Source organism: Clostridium sp. 'deep sea' (assembly GCF_014931565.1).
Classification (GTDB): domain Bacteria; phylum Bacillota; class UBA994; order PWPR01; family PWPR01.
Genome location: NZ_CP063353.1, coordinates 533,934 through 556,486 on the forward strand (window position 1 = coordinate 533,934; position 22,553 = coordinate 556,486).

Here is a 22,553-nt window from a genome sequence, read left to right on the forward strand (position 1 = left end):
AAGAATCTTTAAGTAAAACATGGTTTACTTTAACATAAAAATGTATAATAGAAGTTGTTAATATATAAAGAATGTTAAGGAGAGATGTTAATGTTAAGACTACTTTTAATTCGTCATGGTGAATCTGTTGCAGATATAGAGAAAAGACATGAAGGTAGAGCAGATTTTTCATTAACAGAAAGAGGAGAACAACAGGTAGGAAAATTAGCTGAATATTTAAGTAAACACTATAATATAACTGAAATCTATTGTAGTCCTTTAAAAAGAGCCTATAGCACAGCTTTAGCTATCGCTACAAAATGTGATTTGCAGTTAATTAAAGAAAATGCCCTTATGGAAATAAACAACGGACACCTTGCTGGTTTAAAATACGAAGATGCTGAGAGGCTTTATCCCTTACCTAAAGATGGTTTAGAAATATATAAAAACTTACCAGGAGGAGAGTCTTCTTTAGATTTTAAATGCAGGATTGAGAAATTTTGGCATGAGTTTTTTGAAAAAAATAATGGGGAAAATAAAACAGTTTGTTTGGTTGCTCATGGAGGTACTGTAGCAAACTTAAATAGAGCTATTTTACATCTTCCAAACGATACTGATATAAAAATTATTACTGGAGATACTGGTTTTCATGAGTGGTTGTTTACAGATAAACATAGAAAATTGCTTAAAGCAAACTGCCAACAACATTTAACCCAAGAGTTATTATAAAGGATTAAAAATGAAGACTTTTACTTTTACCTTAACAGTTCCTGAAAGTAAGCGACTAATAGCTAAAGGATTGCATGAATATGGCTTAATAAAAAAGGCACTTAAAGATCACTGCATAATAGTTGCTGGTGGGACTACAAATGCCTATGTTTATGAAGAGTTAACTGGTGTAAATATTATGGATAAAAGTCAAAATACAGCTGGAATTACCACTCAAGGTGTTATATGTGTAACCAGTAGTGCAACAAGAAGGCCCTCAGCTGTAATTAAAAATGGAAAAGTTCAAGATATTACATATACCGATGCATTAGAATACTTTACCAGTAATGATGTATTAATAAAAGGTGCCAATTGTTTTGATAATGACGGAAATGTAGGGATATTAATTGCAGGAGATAAATCAGGAACAATAGGTAAAGCCTACGGAACTATTGTAGCAGAGGGGGCTAAACTTATTATTGCTACTGGGCACGAAAAACTTATTCCTTCAGTTAAAGAGGCTGCAAAATACATGGGCAAAAATGCAGTAGACTATAGTTTAGGTATGAAATGTGGTCTATTTGTTATAAGTGATGCTATAATTTTTACAGAGATTTCAGCCTTAAAAACTCTTTTTGATATTGATATCATAGTAATATCCTCTGGTGGTGTAAATGATTGCAGAGGTTCAGTTACTTTTTTAGCTAGAGGTAAAGAGAAAGAGATAAAAAAATGTTTTATGCTCATTAAACAGATAAAGGGAGAGCCAAACATACATGGAAGCAAAAGAAGCTGTGGAGAGTGTGGTAACAAGTGCGAAAAGATTAAAGCAATTAAATAAAAAAATCACTAAATTAGGAGCTATTGTATTAATCTTGTTAGTTTTAGCTTGCATTGTATCCTGTGTTATTTATGATATACCAATGCATTCAGCTATATTTATGGCATTAGTAATTACCTGTGTTTTTGGTTTGGTATATAAATATTCTTGGCTGGAACTTCAGGAAATGATGTTCAGCGGCATTAGAGATTCTTTATTTTTATTATTGTTAATGCCTTTAATAGGAGTTGTTATTGGACAGTTTATAATTGGTGGTATTGTGCCAAGTATGATTTACTATGGAGTAAAGTTTTTAAGTCCTAAAACCTTTTTTATTTTTGCCCCTATTTTTACAGCACTAGTTGCGATGTCTATAGGTACCTCTTGGGGTACTGCTAGTACAATAGGTTTGGCTATGATGAGTATTGGTACGGCAATGGGTGTTAACAAAGAGGTCTTGGCAGCAACAATAGTGGGTGCACTGTTTTGTGGTGAAATTTTGTCACCCCTAGCTGGCAGTACAAATTTAACAGCGTCTCTAATGAATGTTAGCTACTCAAAGTATATAAGTAAAATTAGGGTGCCTGTTTTGATAGCATTTATATTAAGTATTATATACAACATATGGTATAACAGTGGTAGTAATATTATGGCAACAAGTGGCTCAATTTCACAGGTATTAATTGCCATTAAAAGTCAATATTTTGTTAGCATCGCTCTCTTACTAATTCCACTGGTAGTAATTTTTTTATCATGGAGAGGAATGAAGATTATTCCGGTATTAGCTATTGGAGCAGGGCTAAGTATGTTATCTGCTTTGTTTTTACAGTCTGTGCCCTTAAAAACTATTTTAACAACAATCTATAGTGGACCACCTGTAGTTGATTCACATACTATTATAAATGCTTTAGTGCAAAATGGTGGCATTATAAAAATGATGTCTATTAGTACTTTATTGTTAATGTCTTTAGGTCTCGCTGGTTTATTAGAGAAACTAGGTGTATTAGAAACTGTTATGTCTTCTGCTATGCCATATTTAGTTAATAATCCAGTAACTTTATTATTATTTACTTTATTTGCGGGATTTTTTTTATCACTAATCGCTGGTAGTCAAACACTTGCAATGATGCTGTTGATTAAGCTTGTATATAACAGTTATGACAAAAGTAAAGTAGATAAATCCTGGGGAAGTGTTATGGTTATGGCAAGTGCTGGAGTTATACCTCCACTTATACCTTGGAATATTAATGGCTTGTTTTTAACTAGTGTTTTAGGTGTAAGTACTGTTAGCTATTTTAAACACAGTATTTTTAGTTTGACATTACCAATTGTAGTTGTTTTATATTTTTTAGCATTACAGTTAAAAAAAAGAAAGGTGATTTAGCAAGTGAAAAACACTAAACTAAATGGACTATGGAAAGCTTGGCCATCCAAGCAGGGTCCTTTGCCTCGCGATTTTTATAATAAACCAAATATAGCAAATGATTGGTTCGATATAAAGGTCCCTGGAACCTGGCAAACACAAAACAATTTTAGTGATGATGAAAATATTGTTTATTATTTTAAAAAATTCACTACCCCTACATACACCGAAGAACAGCATGTGTTATTAGAACTAAATAGGGTTTTTAATGATGCTGAAATTTGGATTAACGGAAAGTATGTAACAGCTTTTAGTGATTACTTTGTTAAGTTTCATACAACAATATCAAAATATTTAAATGATCAGGATAATTTTGTTTTTATAAAGGTCTCTTGGCCAGCTAAATCCAGCCTTAATAAGTACGAAATGTTAGGTGTTTATAGTGAGTGGGAGTTCAACAATGATTCGGTGTCGCCAGGAGGTATTGGCGGTGATATTAATCTTAAAATTATTGATGATATTCATATAAATGATATGAGTATCTCTTATGAGTTTAAGGAGTTAAATAGAGTTGAGGTTACCCTAAGGGTTAATATGTACAGCAGGTCTGAATGTGATGTTAATTTTGACTGGAATATGATACCTTTAAATTTTGATGGTAAAGATATAAAGGGTAGTATAAAAAAATCCCTAAAAAAAGGGAGTGGTTACTTAAAGCTGAGCTTTAGTATTCATAATCCAGAACTTTGGTATCCTTGGGAGCAAGGTGAACCTAATTTATATAAGCTATATATTCAAGTTATACATGAAGAAAATGTTAAAGACCGTAATAATATGGTAATTGGTTTTCGGGATATTTATGAAAAGAATGGCAGTATTTTTATCAATCAAAAAAGACAATTTTTAAGAGGGATAGTTTATATGCCAACAAGTTACCATAGTGAAAATATTACACGAGAGAGTCTTGAGAATGATATTCAGCTAATTTTAGACGCTGGCATTAATACAATTAGGCTTTTTCAGCACGTACCAACACAAGAGCTTTATGATATATGTAATGAGAATGGCTTAATGCTTTGGCAGGATATACCATATAATTATTGTAATAACGCTAAAACTCAAAACTACTTATTAAGAAGGACTGTCTATATTCATAATACATTACATCATAATCCTTCTTTAATTATTTGGGGAAAACCTTCAAAATCCGATACTAGATATTTACTTAGCAATTCACGCAAACTTTTAGGATTAAGTAAAGTTAAGAAAATAGGTAAAACTCTTAAAAAGCTAGATCAAAATCGAGTAGTAGTTGAGAATACTAGGTTTTTTAGTTTTAGTAAAATGCTATATTCTAAAATTACCAAAACAGCCAAGCTTGAAAAATACCATTTAGCTAAAGAAAGAATGTCAATGACTAAGGGTAAACTTAAACTAATATCTAATTATGGTTTTCCAGCTTTTCCGGAAATAGCTACCATGATTGATTTAGTAAATGATATCAATAGTGTAAAAAAAATTAGCTGGATTACTTATCAAAACAACAATCAAATATATGAAAATAGAATTGAGTCTAATCTGCCACTTGAGGGTTTTGATACTGCACCTACATTTTATATGGCGACACAAAATTTTCAGGCAAACTTACTAAGATATTATCATGAACTATGTAGGAGATATAAGTATAGACCCTATGGTGGTTGTTTTATGTATTTTTTTGCAGACAATAGTTTAACTGTTTCTGATAGTATAGTAGATGTTTACCGTAGGACTAAACAAGGCTATACTTCTACCAAAACTGCCTTGCAACCAATCTGTGTGCTGATGGACTGGCCTGATGATTTTTATACAGATGGCGACATAATTAAGCTTAATGTGTATGTTGTAAATGATACCCATAACAGATTTCCTTCAACTATTTTAAGATGGAAAATTGTTAGTAGTGAAAGTGAAACTATAGCTGAGAACAGAAAGATTGTAGATATGTTAGGAGACGATAGTTTAACTGCCACTACAATTCAAAAAGAAGTTACAGCAGCCCTAACCGAAGGAACATATCAGGTATATTTAGAGTTAGAGCTTCAAACACAAGAGATATTAACAAATAGATATCAGTTAAAAATAAAACAGTAGGTGCAGGATTTAATAGCCAAGTGACGAACTTGTAATTGATAAAAATATTATGGGGGAAATTAAATGAAAATTAATCGTGATAAACTTGTAATGGTTAGTGTCCAAGGTGAGATTTCACATCCTGGTAAAGGTAGAAATCCCTATCGTATAAACACAAGAAATGGCAAAACTATGGTTTTACCAGGCACAGGTGGTATAACATATAATAAAAAAATAGGTGATATCTGTACTGGATTTATGGCAGATCATGTAGAACCTGGTGTTTCAATGAAATTAAAAGATGAAAATGCTAATGGTGGGTTAAATGTTTTATCTTGCGTAGGTAATGTTGCCAAGGTTGTTTCTGGAGATGCCAAAGGTGATTTAGGTTATGTTACAGGTAAACATGGTGGTATAGAGCATGTTTTAGTTTATTTTCCAGAAGAAACACTAGAGAAGTTGACAATTGGTGACAAAATACTTGTGAAAAGCTTTGGTACTGGTTTAGAGATTGAAGGTTTTGAAGACATTCACGTCATGAATCTTGATCCAGATTTATTTGATAAAATGGGTGTTAAAGTGGCTGAGGATGGAGTTTTAGAGGTGCCTGTTGCAACTGAGGTTCCAGCCTATTTAATGGGTTCTGGTATTGGTTCATCTAATGCATATCGTGGAGACTATGATATAATGACTGCAGATCCAGAGACATACGTTAGTTGTGGCTTAAATAAACTACGTTTTGGTGACATAGTATTATTAAGAGACTGTGATACAACTCATGGACGTGGTTATTTAAACGGAGCAGTAACAATTGGGGTAGTTGTACATAGTGATTGTGTGTTAGCTGGCCATGGACCAGGCGTTACAACTCTTATGACTAGTAAAACTACTCGCATTAGAGGTGTTAAGTGTGAAAATGCCAATATTGCTAACTATTTAGGCGTAACTAAATAATAAACAACAGCTTTTGTTGTTTATATTAAAGTCTGCACATAAATAGCTGTAATCCTAAAATAAGACTGTGTTAATTTCACAGTCTTATTATGCAATATTAAGTAGATTAGCAGTTAAAAAGTATAGAAAAATGCAAATATAATTTATAGGTGAAAGATGAAGGAGTTATTAAATTGATAAAACTAATAAAAAAAGTAAAAGTGTATTCTCCTGAGTATTTGGGTGTAAAAGATATCTTAGTATGTGATAAAAGAATTGCTCAAATTAGTGATGAAATTAATATCGATTGTTTTGAGAATAAACAAATAATTGATGGTAGTGGATTAATAGCTGTACCAGGTTTTATGGATGGACATGTGCATATGATTGGTGGCGGCGGTGAGGGCGGACCTAAAACCCGTACCCCAGAATTAATGCTAAGCAAAATTACTACAGCTGGTGTAACTACCGTAGTTGGATGTTTAGGCACAGATGGCATAACAAGACATATGAGTTCGTTATTAGCCAAAGCACAAGCTTTAGAGGAAGAGGGAATAACTACATTTATTTATACTGGATCTTATGAGGTACCTACTACTACCATCACAAATAGTGTGAAAGAAGATTTAATTCTAATTAAAAAAGTAATTGGTGTTGGTGAAATAGCTATATCCGATCATCGCTCATCACAACCTAGTTATCATGAAATTAAAAAATTAGCAGCAGAAACTAGAGTTGGTGGCATGTTAGGAGGAAAGCCTGGTATTGTTCACTTTCATGTTGGTAGTGAAAAAGCAGGAATTGATTATATATTTAAAATGTTAGAGGAAACCGATATACCTGTTACTCAGTTTTTACCAACCCATATGGGTAGAACACAGCATTTAGTTGAACAGGGATTAGAGCTAATTAAGTTAGGTGGAAAAATAGATATAACAGCTGGTGCAAAGGCTGCCCAACATGTAAACTACTTGCTTGAAAATGGTGCAAATATTAAAGGCATAACATTAAGCTCAGATGGCAATGGAAGTTTACCAAAATTCGATGACAAAGGTAACTTAATTGGGCTGAAAGCAGCAGATATGAAAACTGTTCATACTGTTTGGAAAACATTAATTACTGAATATAATGTTGATATAACAGATGCTTTACACTTTGTAAGTACTAATGTTGCCAATAATTTAAATTTAAATGACAAAAAAGGTGTTTTAAAGGTTGGTAGTGATGCAGATATTTTATTAATGAACGATAAGTTTGATATAATAAAAGTATTCGCCCGTGGAACCCAAATGGTTGAAAACGGCAAGCCAATTAAATTTGGTACTTTTGAATAAAGGTTGAAGATAGAATGTATTCTAAAAGAAATACGCTAATAGTTGTTTTACTTATTGCTTTAGTTTTTGTAGGGGGTTTCTTTACCGGCTACCAGTATAATAAAAGAGCATATATTGGTGGTATTAATGAAGATATTGTTAATAAAACAAGCCTCGATGTACGAAAACTAGCCTATATCTATGAGTATGTATTAGCTACACATGTAAGAGATGATGTTAGCAAAGAAGACATGAATGTAAATGCTATAAAAGGTATGTTAAGTGGAATAGATAATGGCTTAACTAGATACCAAACAGCTGAAGAGTATGAGGCAAGCAGTAGAACTCAAGGAAGAGGAGACTATGCTGGTATAGGTTTAGTAGTAAATGCCGAAAACGGAGTATATTCTGTTGTTGCTCCTTATAAAGGAACACCCGCCGATAAAGCGGGTTTAAAAACTGGAGACATAATCGCAAAAGTAAATGGTCAGTCTGTAGATGGGTGGAGTTTAGATAAAATTGGCAATGAAGTTAGAGGTCCTATTGGTGAGGATGTAACCTTAACCATAATTCCAGCAGACAAAAGTGCTCCATATGATGTAACTATAACAAGAGCCAAAATTGAGCCTCCTGTTGTAGCTTATGAATTAGTTGGTGAAAACAAAGATATAGCCCATGTGAATCTATATATCTTTAATAGCCACTCTGTAGAGCAGTTGGAAAACGCTATAGATAAAATGATTGCTAAAGGTGCCAAGTCTTTAATTTTAGACTTAAGAGGTAATCCTGGTGGAGACAAAGATGCCTGTATAGGGGTCGCTGACCTATTTTTAAATAAAAACAAGGTTGTTTTCGAAACAATTGACCGCGAAGGTGTTAAAGAAACTAATCTTACCCAAGCAAAAGCAAAGTATGATATGCCTGTTTATGTTTTAATTAACAAAGGATCAGCTTCAGCTTCTGAAGTTATAACAGGTACTATAATGGATAATAATCGTGGAATATCCATTGGTAAAAATAGTTATGGAAAAGCCTCTGTTCAAACAGGTTATCCACTAAATGGAGCTGTTTTATGGGTTACTACTCATACCTATTTAACTCCAAATGGTACTTATATAGATAAAATTGGTATTAAACCAAATGTTGAAATTCCAGAAGATGTTTATAAAAAAGCAGCTTTAGATACAGAAAAAGATTTAATCTTAGAGTATGCAGTTAACTGGATAGAAGACAATGAGTAGTTCTGGAGAAAAATTAAATATTCTAATTTCGATGAACAGCTTTAAGGGCTGTTTATCGGCTTTAGAGGGCAATAATATTGTAAAAAACACCTTAAAAGATTATAACTTTAATATCCACCAAGTTCCATTGGTTGATGGAGGAACCGGTAGCCTTGAAGCATGGTCATATATCTTAAAAAAACAAGTTCAGTATGTAAATACTCAAAACCCAATTAATAAAACAATCAAGGCACCTATTATTATAGATAATAACAAAGCTTATATTGAAATGGCACAGGCATCTGGTATTCATTTAACTAATAAAAAGATTGATATATTAAAAAAAACAACTTACGGTACTGGGTTATTAATAAAATATGCCTTACAAAAAGGTTGTACAGATATTTACCTTGGTTTGGGTGGTAGTGCAACCCATGATCTTGGGACAGGCATTATGAGAGCATTAGGAGTGAAGTTTTATAACAGTAATTCTCAAGAATTACATACTGCAAGAGACATGTTGCATTTACACCATATTAATACTAGTGAACTAAGTATTAATGCTCAGAGGGCAAATTTTACCTTATTATGTGATGTTAATAATAAGCTTTGTGGTGAGTATGGTGCGGCAAAAGTATTTGCACCACAAAAAGGGGCCTACAGTGAGCAATTAGTAAATGAATGCGAACTGTTAAGTACAGTATTTGTTAATTACTATAAAAAACAAGGTATAGAGTTTGGAAAAAATAGTGGTGATGGGGCAGCTGGTGGTATACCAGCATTATTAAGCACTTTACTCAATGTAAAAATTAAGTCTGGTGCTGATTATGTTTTAGAGTTATGTAAAGTACCGCAAAAGATAGCTAATTTTGATTTGGTTATTACAGGAGAAGGCAGATTTGATGAGCAATCTTTTTATGGGAAAGGGCCTGGGGCTATCGTAGAGCTGGCTTCTAAACACATGATACCAACTATAGTCTTAGCAGGTGGGTACAGAAATATAAAATCAAGCTATAAAAATGTAAGTTTATTCTCCATTGTACCTTATCCATGCAAATTACAAAGCTCATTTAATAATGCCGCTAATTGGCTTCAAGATAGTGCCTTAAATGCAGTTAAATTATTTATAAATGGTTATACTTTAGGGGTAAGGGCTAAGTAAAATAACCTATAAAATAAAAAAAACCTCGGTTGTAAACCAAGATTTAATCGCTTTGGCAGGGGCGGCAGGACTCGAACCCGCAACCAATGGTTTTGGAGACCACTACTCTACCAATTGAGCCACACCCCTTCGAACGACTTATATATAATAGCAGATTTTCTTTAATTCTGTCAAGATAAAGTTTGAGGAGTTGATAAGTTTATGAAGCACATTAAAAAGATTGCAGTATTAACAAGTGGAGGAGATGCTCCAGGTATGAATGCCGCAATAAGAGCAGTAGTAAGAACTGCAGCCTTTTATAATATAGAGGTTATTGGCATTAAACGAGGTTATAAAGGTGCAATAGAAAAAGACTTTGTTGGCTTAAAGCCTAGGGACGTTGGTAACATAATTCAACGAGGTGGAACAGTATTATTTACAGCTCGGAGCCAAGAGTTTAAGACCCCACAGGGTCAGGAAATAGCAGCTAAAAACCTTAAAGATGAAGGCATTGATGCTTTGGTAGTTATAGGTGGAGATGGCTCTATGCATGGCGCGGCTGCTTTAGAGCGCCACAATATAAAAGCTGTAGGCATACCTGCAACAATAGATAACGATATTTGGGGAACAGAAATTAGTTTGGGTGTAGATACTTGTTTAAACACCATTATTAGTGCTGTTGATAAGCTGAGAGACACAGCCTTAAGTCATGAGCGAATTTTTGTTATAGAAGTAATGGGTAATAGCTCTGGTTATCTAGCTATAGAAGCCGCTATTTCTGCAGGTGCTGAATCGGTAATTATACCAGAAGTCGAGTGTAGCTTTACAGAGATAAGTGATAGAATAAAACGTGGCTATAATAAAGGTAAAAAAAGCCATATAATTATTGTGTCCGAAGGTGCTGCCAAAGCAAATAATGTTGCTGAAAACATTATTAAAGAAACAGGCATGGAGGTAAGAATAACAGTGCTAGGTCATGTACAAAGAGGTGGCTCACCTACAGTGAGTGATAGAAATCTTGGTACACGGTTGGGCTATGAAGCTGTAAATGCCTTAGTTAAGGGTAACAATGGTGTTATGGTTGGGGTAGACAAGAGCGAAATAAAGTATACAGCTTTACAGGAAGTAAAAACTTATACTCAAGTTGACATGAAAATGTATAAGGCAATTCAGAATATTTTATCTAAGTAAAGATTCAAGAATGAATTATAAACAATATCAAGATAAAGGGTAAGGATATTTTTACCCTTTATCTTGATATTATGTAAAACATAATATCTCCATAGAACTATATTATATGAAAATACTTATTACAATAGATATAGGCAGAACTACAACAACAACACTATTAATACCAGTAAAGAATAAATAGTAGTTAGTAGCTAGAGCTGAGTTGTCTACAAGGGTAGAAGCACGTTATACGGAGGTAGTCAATGAGTTTTAATTATATTGAGCGAAAACGGAAGCTTCCTTATATGGGGACACTTTTTGTTAGTAAAGGTCAAAAGGTTAATTGTACTGATATAATTGGTGAAATGAACTACTATCCTGGTATGGTTAAAAAAATTAATATATCAAAACAACTAGCAATAAAACCAGAAAAAATAAATAGCGTTTTGACTGTAAAAAAAGGAGACCTAGTTAAGTTAGGAGAAATTTTAGCATTTAATACTCAATGGTTTAAAGATCAAATTGTTGTGAGTTCAGACAATGGTATTATAGGTATGGTATCAAAATATTTAGGAATATTATATTTAAGAAAATTAACTAAATTTAATTCAGATAAGTATGAAGTACATAATGTTGAGCAAATTTTAGGGGTATCGCCTAAAATCGCAGAGAAATCTATCTCAATAAAAGTAGGTCAGGCTGTTTCCCCAGGACAAATAATAGCTAGTATTATACATAAAAATAATAATATGTGTTTGAACAGTATAACAACTAATATGTTTGGAACTGTAACAGACATAAATGATAATATAATTAAAATTAAAAATACACAAATAAGCAAATATTTAAAATCTTATTTATCAGGAGAAGTTATATGTATTGATGAAAATTATTCAGTAACAATAAGGTCTAAGGTAATTAGAATTACTGGTAATTATGGTATTGGGGGAGAAAAGTGTGGTGTTCTAAAAGTCACTAATAAAAAAATATTAACATCAGACGATATTTTACCATCAGATAATGGAAAAATAATATTAACTAGAGGCTATATAAGTAAATCGGCTATCTTAAAAGCAGCCGAAACTAATGTTACTGCTATAATAGGGTCTAGCAGTGATTTATCAATAATAAGAAATTATGTGGGTAGTAATTTTATACCTAGCATAACAGGCGCAGAAGATGTAGCAACAGGATTAATTTTGATTAATGGCTTTGGTCATAGTTTAATAAAGAGAACAATATTTGACTTATTAAGCAAGTTTGAAGGTAACAATATTGCACTTAATGGTACTACTCACATAAGAGCAGGAGCTATACGACCAGAAGTTCTTATCTTTAAAGATTAGGTTAGGAGTTAAATAATTATGACCAATAGTGTAATAACTTATATAGAAAATAAAAAAGAATTTTATGATAAGTACAAAAATATATTACCTATTAAAAATAGAAAAAGCATCATAAATAAAATCATAAATGTCAATAAATTAAATAACATTGATGTTATGGAGTTAAATATAACTAAGTGGATAAAGAATGTTAATGACAAATTTTACTCAACTATACCTATTTTAAATCCCGAAAATACTTCAAATTTAAATAATTTATTTAAAGATATAGCTACGACCGTTTCAAAAGAATCAAAATATATTATTAATGAATTAGCAAGCAATACTGATGTTTCTATTCATGGAATTTTATGCCACATAGTATTACTTAACTTGTGGCAAAGAATATATGCATTAAATAATAAAAATGAATCTGGTGGTAGTTTAATTATTATAAATAATCCAGATAATTGCAATATATTAACTAACGATGTAATAAGTATAAATCATAATAAACTATTATTATATTGGAATAATAATCTGCAGCAAAATAGTAATGTTATCTCTAAATTATTTACAAACAAGTATACTATAAAAATGATACGTACGTTAGATAATAAAGGGTTTATTATACCTAATGGAGGAATGGAAGAACCGTTTATAGAGTTAAGACTAGCTAAACCTATTCGCTTAAATGGTAGTTTAGTACCATCAATTAAAATAACTATTCAAGATATAAATTATAGAGAGATTAAATCCATTAAGAAAGAGCTACAATGCCTTACTCGTATCGGTAATAAGTACCTACCTGATATTAAGAAAATCATTTTAGATAATAAGAGTGATATATTTTACAATGCTAAGTATTTGAGTAACTGCGATATAATCCAAGCTGGATACTATGTATGGTGTTATTCTATTTTTCAGCAATGGACTAAGACTAAAGTTATAAGTAATTTAAAACCTGTAATTAATATATTTAGTGAAAATTATAAGAGTATTTTTTAATATATCAACTTAAAATCAGTGGTTTATTCATTTATAACTTTATAACCTTCATATAATGTAAGTAACTCTAAAAATAATCCCATTACTTTTTTCTAAGAATTAGAAACAGTATGTTTGGGATTATTTTTTTTAACTTGTTAACAGCATAGATGTTTAAAAAAATGATTTTAAGGCTCTTTTATTGATCATTAAATAAACATATTGTTATACAAAATAAATGATAATAATTTAATTAAAATACTAAAAAAATAAGTAAATTAATTTACAATTTATAGCATATAGAGTTATAATATAGTAAAGGAGGTGTAAACATGAAATTTATTGTTAAGCCTAAACCAGTTAACAAAGATTATGAGCCTTGGTGCCCAACATTTTGTCCATGTCGTTGGCCTAACAGAATGGTTTAATTAATTAGTAGTGTAAATAAAAATACATTTACTTAATATAAGTACTATAACTCGTTAAAAATAGGACGAGTTATTTTTTCTAAATATAAGTAAACTCATAAATTGAATAGAATTAATATGGGGGTTAAAATGAAAGTTTCGAAGTTTAATTTTTATTATCCATTGCCCAATCAAGATATTTTAATTTATAATACTGCTACTAACTCACTGGCCGTAATTGAAGAAGAAAATTTTACTTATATAAAAGATAAAGCAAATAAAAATGTAATAATAGAGGATCAAGAACTACTTAATAATTTATTATTAGGTGGCTTTGTAGTTGAAAATAGTGTAAACGAACTCGATTTACTAAAGTTAAAGCTATTAGAATCTCGTTTTGATAAAAGAGGTTTTAGCTTAACTATAGCACCTACATTAGACTGTGACTTCGAATGTATTTACTGCTATGAAAAAAATAATCAAATCAACACTTATATGTCTTTAAAAACCCAAAATCAATTAATGAATTTTATACAGAATAGATTAAGAGGTTTAGAGAAATTTAAAATATCCTGGTATGGAGGAGAGCCTTTACTAGCAATGGATATTATTGAAAATCTTAGTAATAAAATAATTAAAATTTGTAGAGAGCGACATATAGAGTATTCAGCTAGTATAGTTACCAATGGCTATAGTTTAACAGCAGAAATTGCCCAAAAACTAAAAAATTTTGCTATTAATAAGGTTCAAATAACAATTGATGGTCCTAAAGATACCCATAATCTTCGTCGGCCACTTAAAAATGGAGGACCAACCTTTGAGAAAATACTAGAAAATATTAAGAATGTATGTGACATACTTACAGTCGCCATTAGAATAAATGTAGATAAAAAGAACATTGAGCAATTTGATGAGGTATTAGATATATTAGTTAAAAACAAATTACAGAGTAAAATACAAGTTTACTTAGGTTTTGTTGACGATGCTAATAACTGTTATTCACCAGCTAAATGTCTTTCTTCAAATAAATTTTTTAAACTTAACTATGAAACAAACAAGAAAATTAGAGCCAAAAACTTTATGAATACTAAAAAAGTTTACCCTGAGCTAGTAAATAATTATTGTGGAGCTGACCATATTGCTCATTATGTAGTTGGACCAACAGGTCTTTTATATAAGTGTGTAAATGATATTGGAATCCGTAATAAAGCTGTTGATAGTGTTTTTTATAATTCAAGTAATAAATATAATATTTCTTTATACAATGCCTACATGTTAAATATGCCTACTGAAGACCCTGTGTGCAGTAAATGTAATCTACTTCCCATATGTATGGGCGGGTGTCCACACACTAAAATTAATAGTAAAAAAAGTAGCTGCTCAGAATATAAGTATAACCTTGAGAACTACTTAAAGCAGTACGCACAAGACTTTATCTAAGTAGACAAAAAGAACAACAAGCATGTTAAATATACATATATCGACAATAGTAGAGTCCAGTAAATGGTATAATGGATTATAATATCTCTGCTTAGGAAGCATATATTAATTTATATTTATTTTTAACTAGCCTAAAGATTAAATTACAGAGAAGGTGTTTAATATAGAAATTATAAAGTATATTTATCCGTATATTAAAAAGCATAAATGGAAATTTGCATTTTTAGTATCACTTAATGTTTTTAGCTTTTTTGTAGCTATGCTAATACCCACGTTAGGTGGTAAATACATAGACTTGCTAAATAAATTAACCTCAGTTAATACTATAATAAGGTTTTCTGTATATATGTGTTTATTATTATTTTTTGATATTGTTTTAAACTTTATAAAAAGGATAACTTTAATTAAGCTAGGTGCTAATATTTCATTTGATATTAACTATGACGTTATTGATCATATTAAAAAGTTGCCTTTAAAAGAATTAAATGGTTATGATTCAGTATATTTAAACCAGAGAATAAATTCTGATGCTAATATTTTAGCCTCATTTGCATTAGAAAAATGTGTAAATACAGTTTTTCAAGTATTCTATTTTATAGGGTCAGTTATTATTCTTTTTAGGGTAAGCCTACAAATAACCTTTGTTTTATTAGCAGTAATACCGTTTTTTATCGTTAATTATATTTACTTTAGAAAAAAGCTATATAGCACCAATAAACTTATGAAAGAATCTGGTAATAAGTTTTTTTCAGACATGAATGAGCAGTTGTTTAATATTAAACTGATTAAAACAAATTCATGGTTTAGTATACTGGGAAATAAATTAAAAAGAAGCTATCATTTATTCTATGAAAATTTAATAAGACACCATAAATTAACGTATGCTTTTTCAGGATTAGGATCAATTGGTAGCAATACAGGTAAGGTAATAGTGTTCTTAATAGGTGGTATCCAGGTTATAAATAGTAAAATAACCATAGGTGACTTTACTATGATTAATAGCTATTTTGTTAAGATATTAGGGGCGGTACAGACATTTTTAGGATTTGGTGTTAGTTATCAAGATACCTTGGTGTCTTATAATCGTTTATTAGAGCTTCTTAATAAGCAAAAAGAGCATAATGGAGTTGAGTCTTTAGAACATATAGATACTATAGAAATTAAAAATGCGAGCTTTAATTATGATAATGAAAGTGAAATAATAAGTAATTTTAATTATACTTTTGAAAAGGGTAAAGTGTACACTATACTTGGTGATAATGGAACAGGAAAAAGTACTTTATTTAGTTTAATTCTAGGTCTTTATATCGATGACTATAAAGGAAATATTACTTATAACAATAAGAATATTAAAGATCTTGACTTATACGAAATTAGAAAAAACTTCTTTGGAGTAACTGAGCAAGAGCCAATGTTATTTAAGGGCAGTATATTAAGCAATATTACCTTTGGTTTGGATAATGTTGATAGCGAATTTATCACTAAAATATGTTCTATACTAAGTATAGATAGTTTTATAAACAAACATGGACAAGGTTTAGATTTAGAATTAGAAGAACGCTCAAAAAATATTTCAGGTGGAGAAAAACAAAAGTTATCATTAATAAGAACATTCATAAAAGAAGCTAGTGTATTATTGTTAGATGAACCTATATCAGCTTTAGATAGCACTAGCATATTACTATTAAAGAACTATCTTCAAGAAATAAAGCATAATAAAATTATTATTATCATCACTCATAATTTAGAGATAATTGATATTTCTGATGAAATTATAGATTTAAACAAGCTTAAAGAAAAAAGACTATCATTAGCCCAATGATTTCTTTAATGATTATTATTAAATAATAGGTCACGTAAGCTAGCTTAAGTGACCTTGATAATAACAATACCAATAATTTATTAGTATCTCTTATTCCAAAAAGACTTTAAAGCAGCAAAAATTCTTAAAGGAATATGTGAATCATATTCAGCTTGTTGTAATAAAAGATTTTTAATATACTGACGTTTTGTAAAACCGTCAGCAGGGCAAAATTTTTGGCTTGTTACTGGTAAATTCAAGTTCTTAGATAATGTTAAAGTTACATTTTCTCTTATATACACAAGTGGTCGAACCATTGTAATTTTCTGTCTATCTAAATAAGCAGATGGGTAAAAACAATCAATTTTGCCGGAAAAAAACATGCTCATCAAAAGAGTTTCAACTGCATCATCAAGGTGATGACCAAGTGCCATAACATTAAAACCTTCTCTACTAGCAACATTCATTAAAGCACCATTTCTCATACGTGAACATAAAGAGCAAGGATTACTTTCTTGACGATGATCAAAAACAATTTTTGCAATATCTGTTTTTTCAATGTGTAACACAATATTATTAGTTTTGCAAAACTCTATAATATTGCTCCAATCTGCCTGTTTAGTAGACCAACCTAAATCGATAATAATTGCATGTAAATTATACTTAATTGGCAAAATAGCTTGTAACTCTTTTAGAGCATACAAACAGGTAAGGCTATCTTTTCCTCCCGACACTGCTACAGCTAGTTTATCACCATCTTTTATCATATTGAAGTCACCAATGGCTCTTTTTACTTTAATCAATAAATCTTTGCTTAGTTTTTTACTCATAGTTCGTCCTTAAAACTTTTTTATCATTATAACACTAAATCGAGGTTATCTATAAAAAAAATCCAGACCATATAAATCATAAGTATTATACAAAAATCGACACAGTTGTATACCATAAATTGGTATAATAAAAATAGACAAAATGGTGATTAGGAGGTGTATTTTATGTTATTTTTAGTAAACACAAAAAAAGCAAAAGAGAGACAATACTGTTGCGATCCATATGCAAGATTTTGTGAATTTGTTAACTAGAGTTACCTAATACTCAGTAAAATAGTTACAGACAATATTTAAACCGACCTTGTTTAAGTAAACAAGGTTTTTTTTTTGCAACTAAAAACTTATAAGTAAAGTATAAATGCTTTTTTTTTTTATTTATAGAGAACTTCATTTAACAAATTATTAAAGAAATATGAATATTACTAAATATTGATAAATAACCACATATATCGACATAATTTTGATCATAGTGTATGATATATTTATACTAATAATAGTAATAATAACCATTTTACTATTATTAAATAAATATGTTAAACAACACTATTAAATTAAGTGGAGGTAAAAATGAAACTATCTAAATACAATTTTCATTATAAATTAAATGAAAATACTGAAGAAACTCTTATTTATAACTCTAGAACTAACGCCTTGGCACTTATTGAGAATGATAATTTTAAGTATTTAAGTGGTGAATCAGATAATATTGTTGTAGAAGACAAAGAATTAAGAAAAAATCTGTTACATGGTGGATTTCTACTTGATTCAAATGTAAATGAGCTTGATTTAATTAAAATTAAAATGTTAAAAGCAAGATTCAATAATGATAGTTTAGGTTTAACTATAGCACCTACTTTGGCATGTAATTTTAAATGTATCTATTGTTATGAAAAAGAGAATTTAAATAGCTCTTACATGACAGAAGAAGTTATTCAAGCTATGTTAGAGTTTATTAAAAAGCGTATAGAAATAATATCTAATTTAGGTATCACTTGGTATGGAGGAGAGCCGTTACTTGCATTAGATACTATAGAATACTTAAGTAAAGAAATCATTAAAATGTGTGAAGAAAATAATGTTCATTATAATGCCGGTATTATAACAAATGGCTATAGTTTTACTAAAGAAGTAGCTCAAAAATTAAAAGACCTTAAAGTTGAACACGCACAAATTACGCTAGATGGCACAGAAGAAATACATAATAAAAGAAGACCTTTGGTTAATGGAAGAGAAACATTTGATACAATTATTCAAAATATTAATGATACTGCTGATATTATGAAGATATCTGTACGTGTTAATACAGATAAGTCTAATATTGATAAATTAGACGCATTACTAGATACCTTAATTAGCTATAATCTACATAAGAGAGTTCATGTATATTTAGGTTTTGTAGATAGCATTAATGAGTGTTATGCAGACGATAAATGTTTATCTCGTGAGGGATTTTCTAAGTTAAACTATAGTGCTGAGAAAAAATTAGTTGAAAAAGGATTTGTTCAGAGTTCTGAATATAAATACCCACGTTTATATGCTAATTATTGTGGAGCTGATAATGATGGGGCCTTTGTAGTGGGTCCCAAAGGATATATTTATAAGTGTTATAACGAAATAGGAGATAGAGATGCTGTTGTAGATAGTATTTTAGACACTGATGAAGAATTTAACTTAGCTTTATATAACAAATATATGTTACATATGCCTGTTGATGACGAAGTCTGTTCTGAGTGTAAGTTACTGCCTATTTGTATGGGAGGTTGCCCTTACCATAAAATAAGCAAAAATGACAAAAAATGTAGTGAATATAAGTATAGTCTCGAAGAATATTTAAAAGATACTGCCAAATATATTATTAAAAAAAGAGAATCCGAAATTAATGAAGCAGCAGCCACCAAGTCATAAGTTACATTATTAAGTTTTACTATATAAAAACAACTACACTTGGCTCTGTAGTTGTTTTTTAATATTAAATATTATATAACCAAAAAAAATATTTATAAAGAATGATATTGGAAATAGCATTTTTGAGTCACTAAAAAAGTGATTCAAGTCTTAAAATTAATTTTAAGAGAAACAAACTCAAAGGGGGTGTTAAAATGAGATTTATCTTTAATGCAAGTGAAAACGCTGATACAGAGTGTACAAGGTATTGTGAGTATTTATACTGTGATGACAAAGCCTTTTTGTGTGTTCCTAAAGTATGTAGACCTTTACTAAAGGCTATGTAAGTGAAACTAGTTAATCTCACACTAAAGGGTCCATTTTTGTAATGGACCCTTTAACAGTTAAGTAGAATTAGTTAAAGGAGGATATTATGAAGTTATCTAAGTATAATTTTTTTTACACTCTATCTGAAAACAGTAGTGAAACCCTTATATATAATTCGAGAACTAATGCATTAGCATTTATAGAAAATGATAATTTACAATTCCTTAAAGATAATAGTAACTTAGCAAATATAACAGATTTAGAACTACAAGAAAACTTAAAAAAAGGCGGTTTTGTAATAGCTAAAGATATAGATGAACTTGATTTAATAAAGTTAAAGCTTTTATCTGCCAGATTTAACACAAATGGTTTGGGATTAACTATAGCTCCTACTTTAGATTGTAACTTTAGGTGTATATACTGTTATGAAAAAAATAGCTTACACAATACTTTTATGACTAAAGAAACGCAAGATCAAGTCTATAACTTTATTAAGAATCAAGCAAATAGTTTAAACTACTTATCTGTAACATGGTACGGGGGAGAGCCGTTATTAGCATTAGATGTTATAGAGACATTAAGTACTAAAATTAAAAGCCTATGTAAGGATAATAATGTACGCTATTCGTCAGTTATTATAACAAATGGATATAATCTCACCAAAACAACAGCCATTAAGCTTAAAGAGCTTAATGTTAGCTCTGCCCAGGTTACGCTAGATGGAACTGAAGACATTCATAATTCTCGTAGACCACTTGCTGATGGATCAGAAACCTTTAACACTATCATTAATAATGTTAAAGATTGTGCTGATATATTAGCTATAACTATTAGAATTAATACAGATAAAGAGAATGCCCATAAAACAGATGAACTATTAGATATTTTAGAGCAACATAATCTTAAAGGAAGAGTAGGGGTTTACTTAGGATTTGTAGATACCATAAATGACTGTTACGAACATAGTAAGTGTTTTACTAGAAAAGGATCTTCAAAGCTCAATTTTGTTAATGAAATGAAACTAATAAAACGAGGGTTTAATGAAAATATTACTCACAGATATCCAAGGCTTTATGCTAACTCCTGTGGAGCAGATTGCATTAGTTCTTTTGTGATAGCACCGGATGGTTTGTTATATAAATGTTGGAATGATATAGGCATTAAGGAATATGCTGTAGGACATATTAATGGTAAAAAAACGACAGAAAAATATAATAAAGTATTATTTAACAAATACTTAACTTATATAGCACCAGACGACCCAACTTGTAGTAAGTGCAAGCTCTTGCCAATATGTATGGGAGGCTGTCCTAATATACGTATTAAAAACAACAAACATTCTTGTTCAGAGTATATGTATAATTTAGAGCAGTATCTTGTTGAATGTGCCAGATCAGCCGAAGCTAAAAATTAACTTCTATCTTTTTTAAATAGGAAATATTTATTATAGCCATAAATATAGTAAATATAGAAATAATCACTTATAAAAACTTATAAGTGATTATTTATTAATATAAATTGATATTGCTGCTTTATAACATATAATTACAGCAATATTTTGGCAATCATGCTATATGTTATTTACTTAATTACCATGTATATAACAAGTTGTATTTCCTTATATTACTATTTTATAAATATTTAACGGACACAAATCAAATATAGGTTGTTTATTTGATATGATATAAAGAGTATTCAATACTTATTTTCTCAATTTATCAATAAGAGGATTACTGGCTGCTAGTTTTTTAATTTGATCTGCATTAGTATGAGCATATATCTGTGTAGTGACAACAGAATTATGTCCTAAAAACTCTTTAAGCTCTAGTAAAGAACCTTCATTATATAATAAAGTAGCACAGGTATGTCTTAACTTATGAGGCGATATTTTTTTTGACACACCACTTAATTCGGCATATTTTTTTATAATTAATTGAATCGCCCTTACGGAGATTCGAGTTTTTCTTACTGATAGAAATAGGGCAGTAGTTGATACTGCTGGTCGTACTGTAAGGTACTGCTTAATAGCAGCTATTACTAACTCATTTATAGGAACTAAACGCTCTTTATTACCTTTACCTATAACGTTTATAAAGCCATCATGAAGATTTATATTCTCCAAATTAATATTTGCAAGCTCACTAACACGTAAACCACAAAAAATAAAAATCATAGTCATGGCATAGTCTCGTTCTTTAAATTTACCACCAATAACCCTTAACAATATTTGAGACTCTTCGAGAGTTAAATAGATAGGCAAACGCTTTTCGATTTTTGGTTCTCTTATGCGCTCAGCTGGTGATTTATCCAAATAATGTCTCTCTAGTGCATACCTAAAATATGCCTTTAAACACCTTAATTTTCTAGCAGTTGCATATGGAGAATTATTTAGTATTTTTTTAGTAAATCCAACAAATTTAATAATATGTATATCCGTTATGTCTTTAATGGAATTTACATTTAGCTCATCGTGCATATAATCATTAAAGATACTTAAATCCGAGATGTAGTTTTTAATTGTTAGTGGTGAATAATTAAGTACTGACTCCAGGTAGGCTATATATTCATCGCTTAAGTCACTTATTTTCACAGTAAAACCCCCTTACTTCGTAAAATAAATATTTTACGAAGTAAATTATACCTCAAAACAGCCTAAAAAGCAATAAAATCAGTGAATTTATAATCATTTAGAGATTAATATTGGTAATGATAATATAATATAGCAATTAAAGCACTATAAATTACATAATTAATATTATATTAGTACAAATAGTTTATATCTGATTATATAAC

At 30.2% G+C, this 22,553-nt stretch carries 18 protein-coding genes and 1 tRNA gene; 16 read left to right on the forward strand and 3 right to left on the reverse strand.

Going from position 1 to position 22,553, the window contains the following annotated elements; translation table 11 throughout:
• The first annotated feature begins 90 nt into the window (after positions 1 to 90).
• The 8 genes from IMX26_RS02575 (at position 91) to IMX26_RS02610 (ending at position 9,610) form a co-directional block, all read left to right on the forward strand.
• Positions 91 to 708 (forward strand): histidine phosphatase family protein, encoded by a 618-nt coding sequence (locus IMX26_RS02575; protein ID WP_195160142.1) that lies wholly within the window; start codon positions 91 to 93, stop codon positions 706 to 708.
• 10 nt (positions 709 to 718) lie between these two features.
• Positions 719 to 1,528, forward strand: coding sequence for a hypothetical protein (locus IMX26_RS02580; RefSeq protein ID WP_195160143.1), 810 nt, complete (start codon positions 719 to 721; stop codon positions 1,526 to 1,528).
• Complete coding sequence (locus IMX26_RS02585; RefSeq protein ID WP_195160144.1) at positions 1,464 to 2,891, forward strand: Na+/H+ antiporter NhaC family protein; 1,428 nt, start codon at positions 1,464 to 1,466, stop codon at positions 2,889 to 2,891. The genes IMX26_RS02580 and IMX26_RS02585 overlap by 65 nt, the downstream gene beginning before the upstream one ends.
• 3 nt (positions 2,892 to 2,894) lie before the next feature.
• Positions 2,895 to 5,003: a sugar-binding domain-containing protein gene (locus IMX26_RS02590; RefSeq protein ID WP_195160145.1), complete on the forward strand. Its 2,109-nt coding sequence runs from the start codon at positions 2,895 to 2,897 to the stop codon at positions 5,001 to 5,003.
• Positions 5,004 to 5,066: 63 nt separating this feature from the next.
• Entirely contained in the window at positions 5,067 to 5,936 is an 870-nt protein-coding gene (locus IMX26_RS02595) for a DUF4438 domain-containing protein (protein ID WP_195160146.1), read from the forward strand.
• A 173-nt stretch (positions 5,937 to 6,109) separates the two neighbouring features.
• Positions 6,110 to 7,249, forward strand: a complete 1,140-nt coding sequence (gene iadA, locus IMX26_RS02600; RefSeq protein ID WP_195160147.1) for a beta-aspartyl-peptidase — start codon at positions 6,110 to 6,112, stop codon at positions 7,247 to 7,249.
• A 14-nt stretch (positions 7,250 to 7,263) separates the two neighbouring features.
• Positions 7,264 to 8,469 (forward strand): S41 family peptidase, encoded by a 1,206-nt coding sequence (locus tag IMX26_RS02605; RefSeq protein WP_195160148.1) that lies wholly within the window; start codon positions 7,264 to 7,266, stop codon positions 8,467 to 8,469.
• On the forward strand, positions 8,462 to 9,610 hold the full coding sequence (locus IMX26_RS02610) for a glycerate kinase (RefSeq protein ID WP_195160149.1): 1,149 nt from the start codon (positions 8,462 to 8,464) through the stop codon (positions 9,608 to 9,610). The genes IMX26_RS02605 and IMX26_RS02610 overlap by 8 nt, the downstream gene beginning before the upstream one ends.
• 53 nt (positions 9,611 to 9,663) lie before the next feature.
• Here IMX26_RS02610 and IMX26_RS02615 read toward each other — a convergent pair.
• Positions 9,664 to 9,739 (reverse strand) — tRNA-Trp (locus tag IMX26_RS02615).
• 72 nt (positions 9,740 to 9,811) lie between these two features.
• Between IMX26_RS02615 and pfkA the strand changes: the two genes are divergently transcribed.
• The 5 genes from pfkA to IMX26_RS02640 all read left to right on the forward strand — a co-directional run bounded on the left by pfkA (position 9,812) and on the right by IMX26_RS02640 (position 16,740).
• On the forward strand, positions 9,812 to 10,780 hold the full coding sequence (pfkA, locus tag IMX26_RS02620) for a 6-phosphofructokinase (RefSeq protein WP_243259301.1): 969 nt from the start codon (positions 9,812 to 9,814) through the stop codon (positions 10,778 to 10,780).
• 242 nt (positions 10,781 to 11,022) lie between these two features.
• Positions 11,023 to 12,105: a hypothetical protein gene (locus IMX26_RS02625; RefSeq protein WP_195160150.1), complete on the forward strand. Its 1,083-nt coding sequence runs from the start codon at positions 11,023 to 11,025 to the stop codon at positions 12,103 to 12,105.
• An 18-nt stretch (positions 12,106 to 12,123) separates the two neighbouring features.
• A complete protein-coding gene (locus IMX26_RS02630; RefSeq protein ID WP_195160151.1) occupies positions 12,124 to 13,092 on the forward strand; it encodes a hypothetical protein in 969 nt (322 codons plus the stop codon).
• 536 nt (positions 13,093 to 13,628) lie between these two features.
• Positions 13,629 to 14,918, forward strand: a complete 1,290-nt coding sequence (locus IMX26_RS02635) for a radical SAM protein (RefSeq protein ID WP_195160152.1) — start codon at positions 13,629 to 13,631, stop codon at positions 14,916 to 14,918.
• A gap of 154 nt (positions 14,919 to 15,072) precedes the next feature.
• Positions 15,073 to 16,740 (forward strand): ABC transporter ATP-binding protein, encoded by a 1,668-nt coding sequence (locus tag IMX26_RS02640; RefSeq protein ID WP_195160153.1) that lies wholly within the window; start codon positions 15,073 to 15,075, stop codon positions 16,738 to 16,740.
• A gap of 80 nt (positions 16,741 to 16,820) precedes the next feature.
• On the opposite strand, the gene IMX26_RS02645 is transcribed toward IMX26_RS02640, so the two are convergent.
• Positions 16,821 to 17,549 (reverse strand): ATP-binding protein, encoded by a 729-nt coding sequence (locus IMX26_RS02645; protein ID WP_195160154.1) that lies wholly within the window; start codon positions 17,547 to 17,549, stop codon positions 16,821 to 16,823.
• Between the two features lie 567 nt (positions 17,550 to 18,116).
• Here IMX26_RS02645 and IMX26_RS02650 point away from each other — a divergent pair.
• From IMX26_RS02650 to IMX26_RS02655, 3 genes are all read left to right on the forward strand, one after another.
• Positions 18,117 to 19,454: a radical SAM protein gene (locus IMX26_RS02650; RefSeq protein WP_195160155.1), complete on the forward strand. Its 1,338-nt coding sequence runs from the start codon at positions 18,117 to 18,119 to the stop codon at positions 19,452 to 19,454.
• Between the two features lie 194 nt (positions 19,455 to 19,648).
• Positions 19,649 to 19,780 (forward strand): hypothetical protein, encoded by a 132-nt coding sequence (locus tag IMX26_RS18055; RefSeq protein WP_279324881.1) that lies wholly within the window; start codon positions 19,649 to 19,651, stop codon positions 19,778 to 19,780.
• Positions 19,781 to 19,866: 86 nt separating this feature from the next.
• Positions 19,867 to 21,174, forward strand: a complete 1,308-nt coding sequence (locus IMX26_RS02655) for a radical SAM protein (protein WP_195160156.1) — start codon at positions 19,867 to 19,869, stop codon at positions 21,172 to 21,174.
• A 288-nt stretch (positions 21,175 to 21,462) separates the two neighbouring features.
• On the opposite strand, the gene IMX26_RS02660 is transcribed toward IMX26_RS02655, so the two are convergent.
• Positions 21,463 to 22,350, reverse strand: coding sequence for a tyrosine-type recombinase/integrase (locus IMX26_RS02660; protein ID WP_195160157.1), 888 nt, complete (start codon positions 22,348 to 22,350; stop codon positions 21,463 to 21,465).
• Positions 22,351 to 22,553 lie beyond the last annotated feature (203 nt).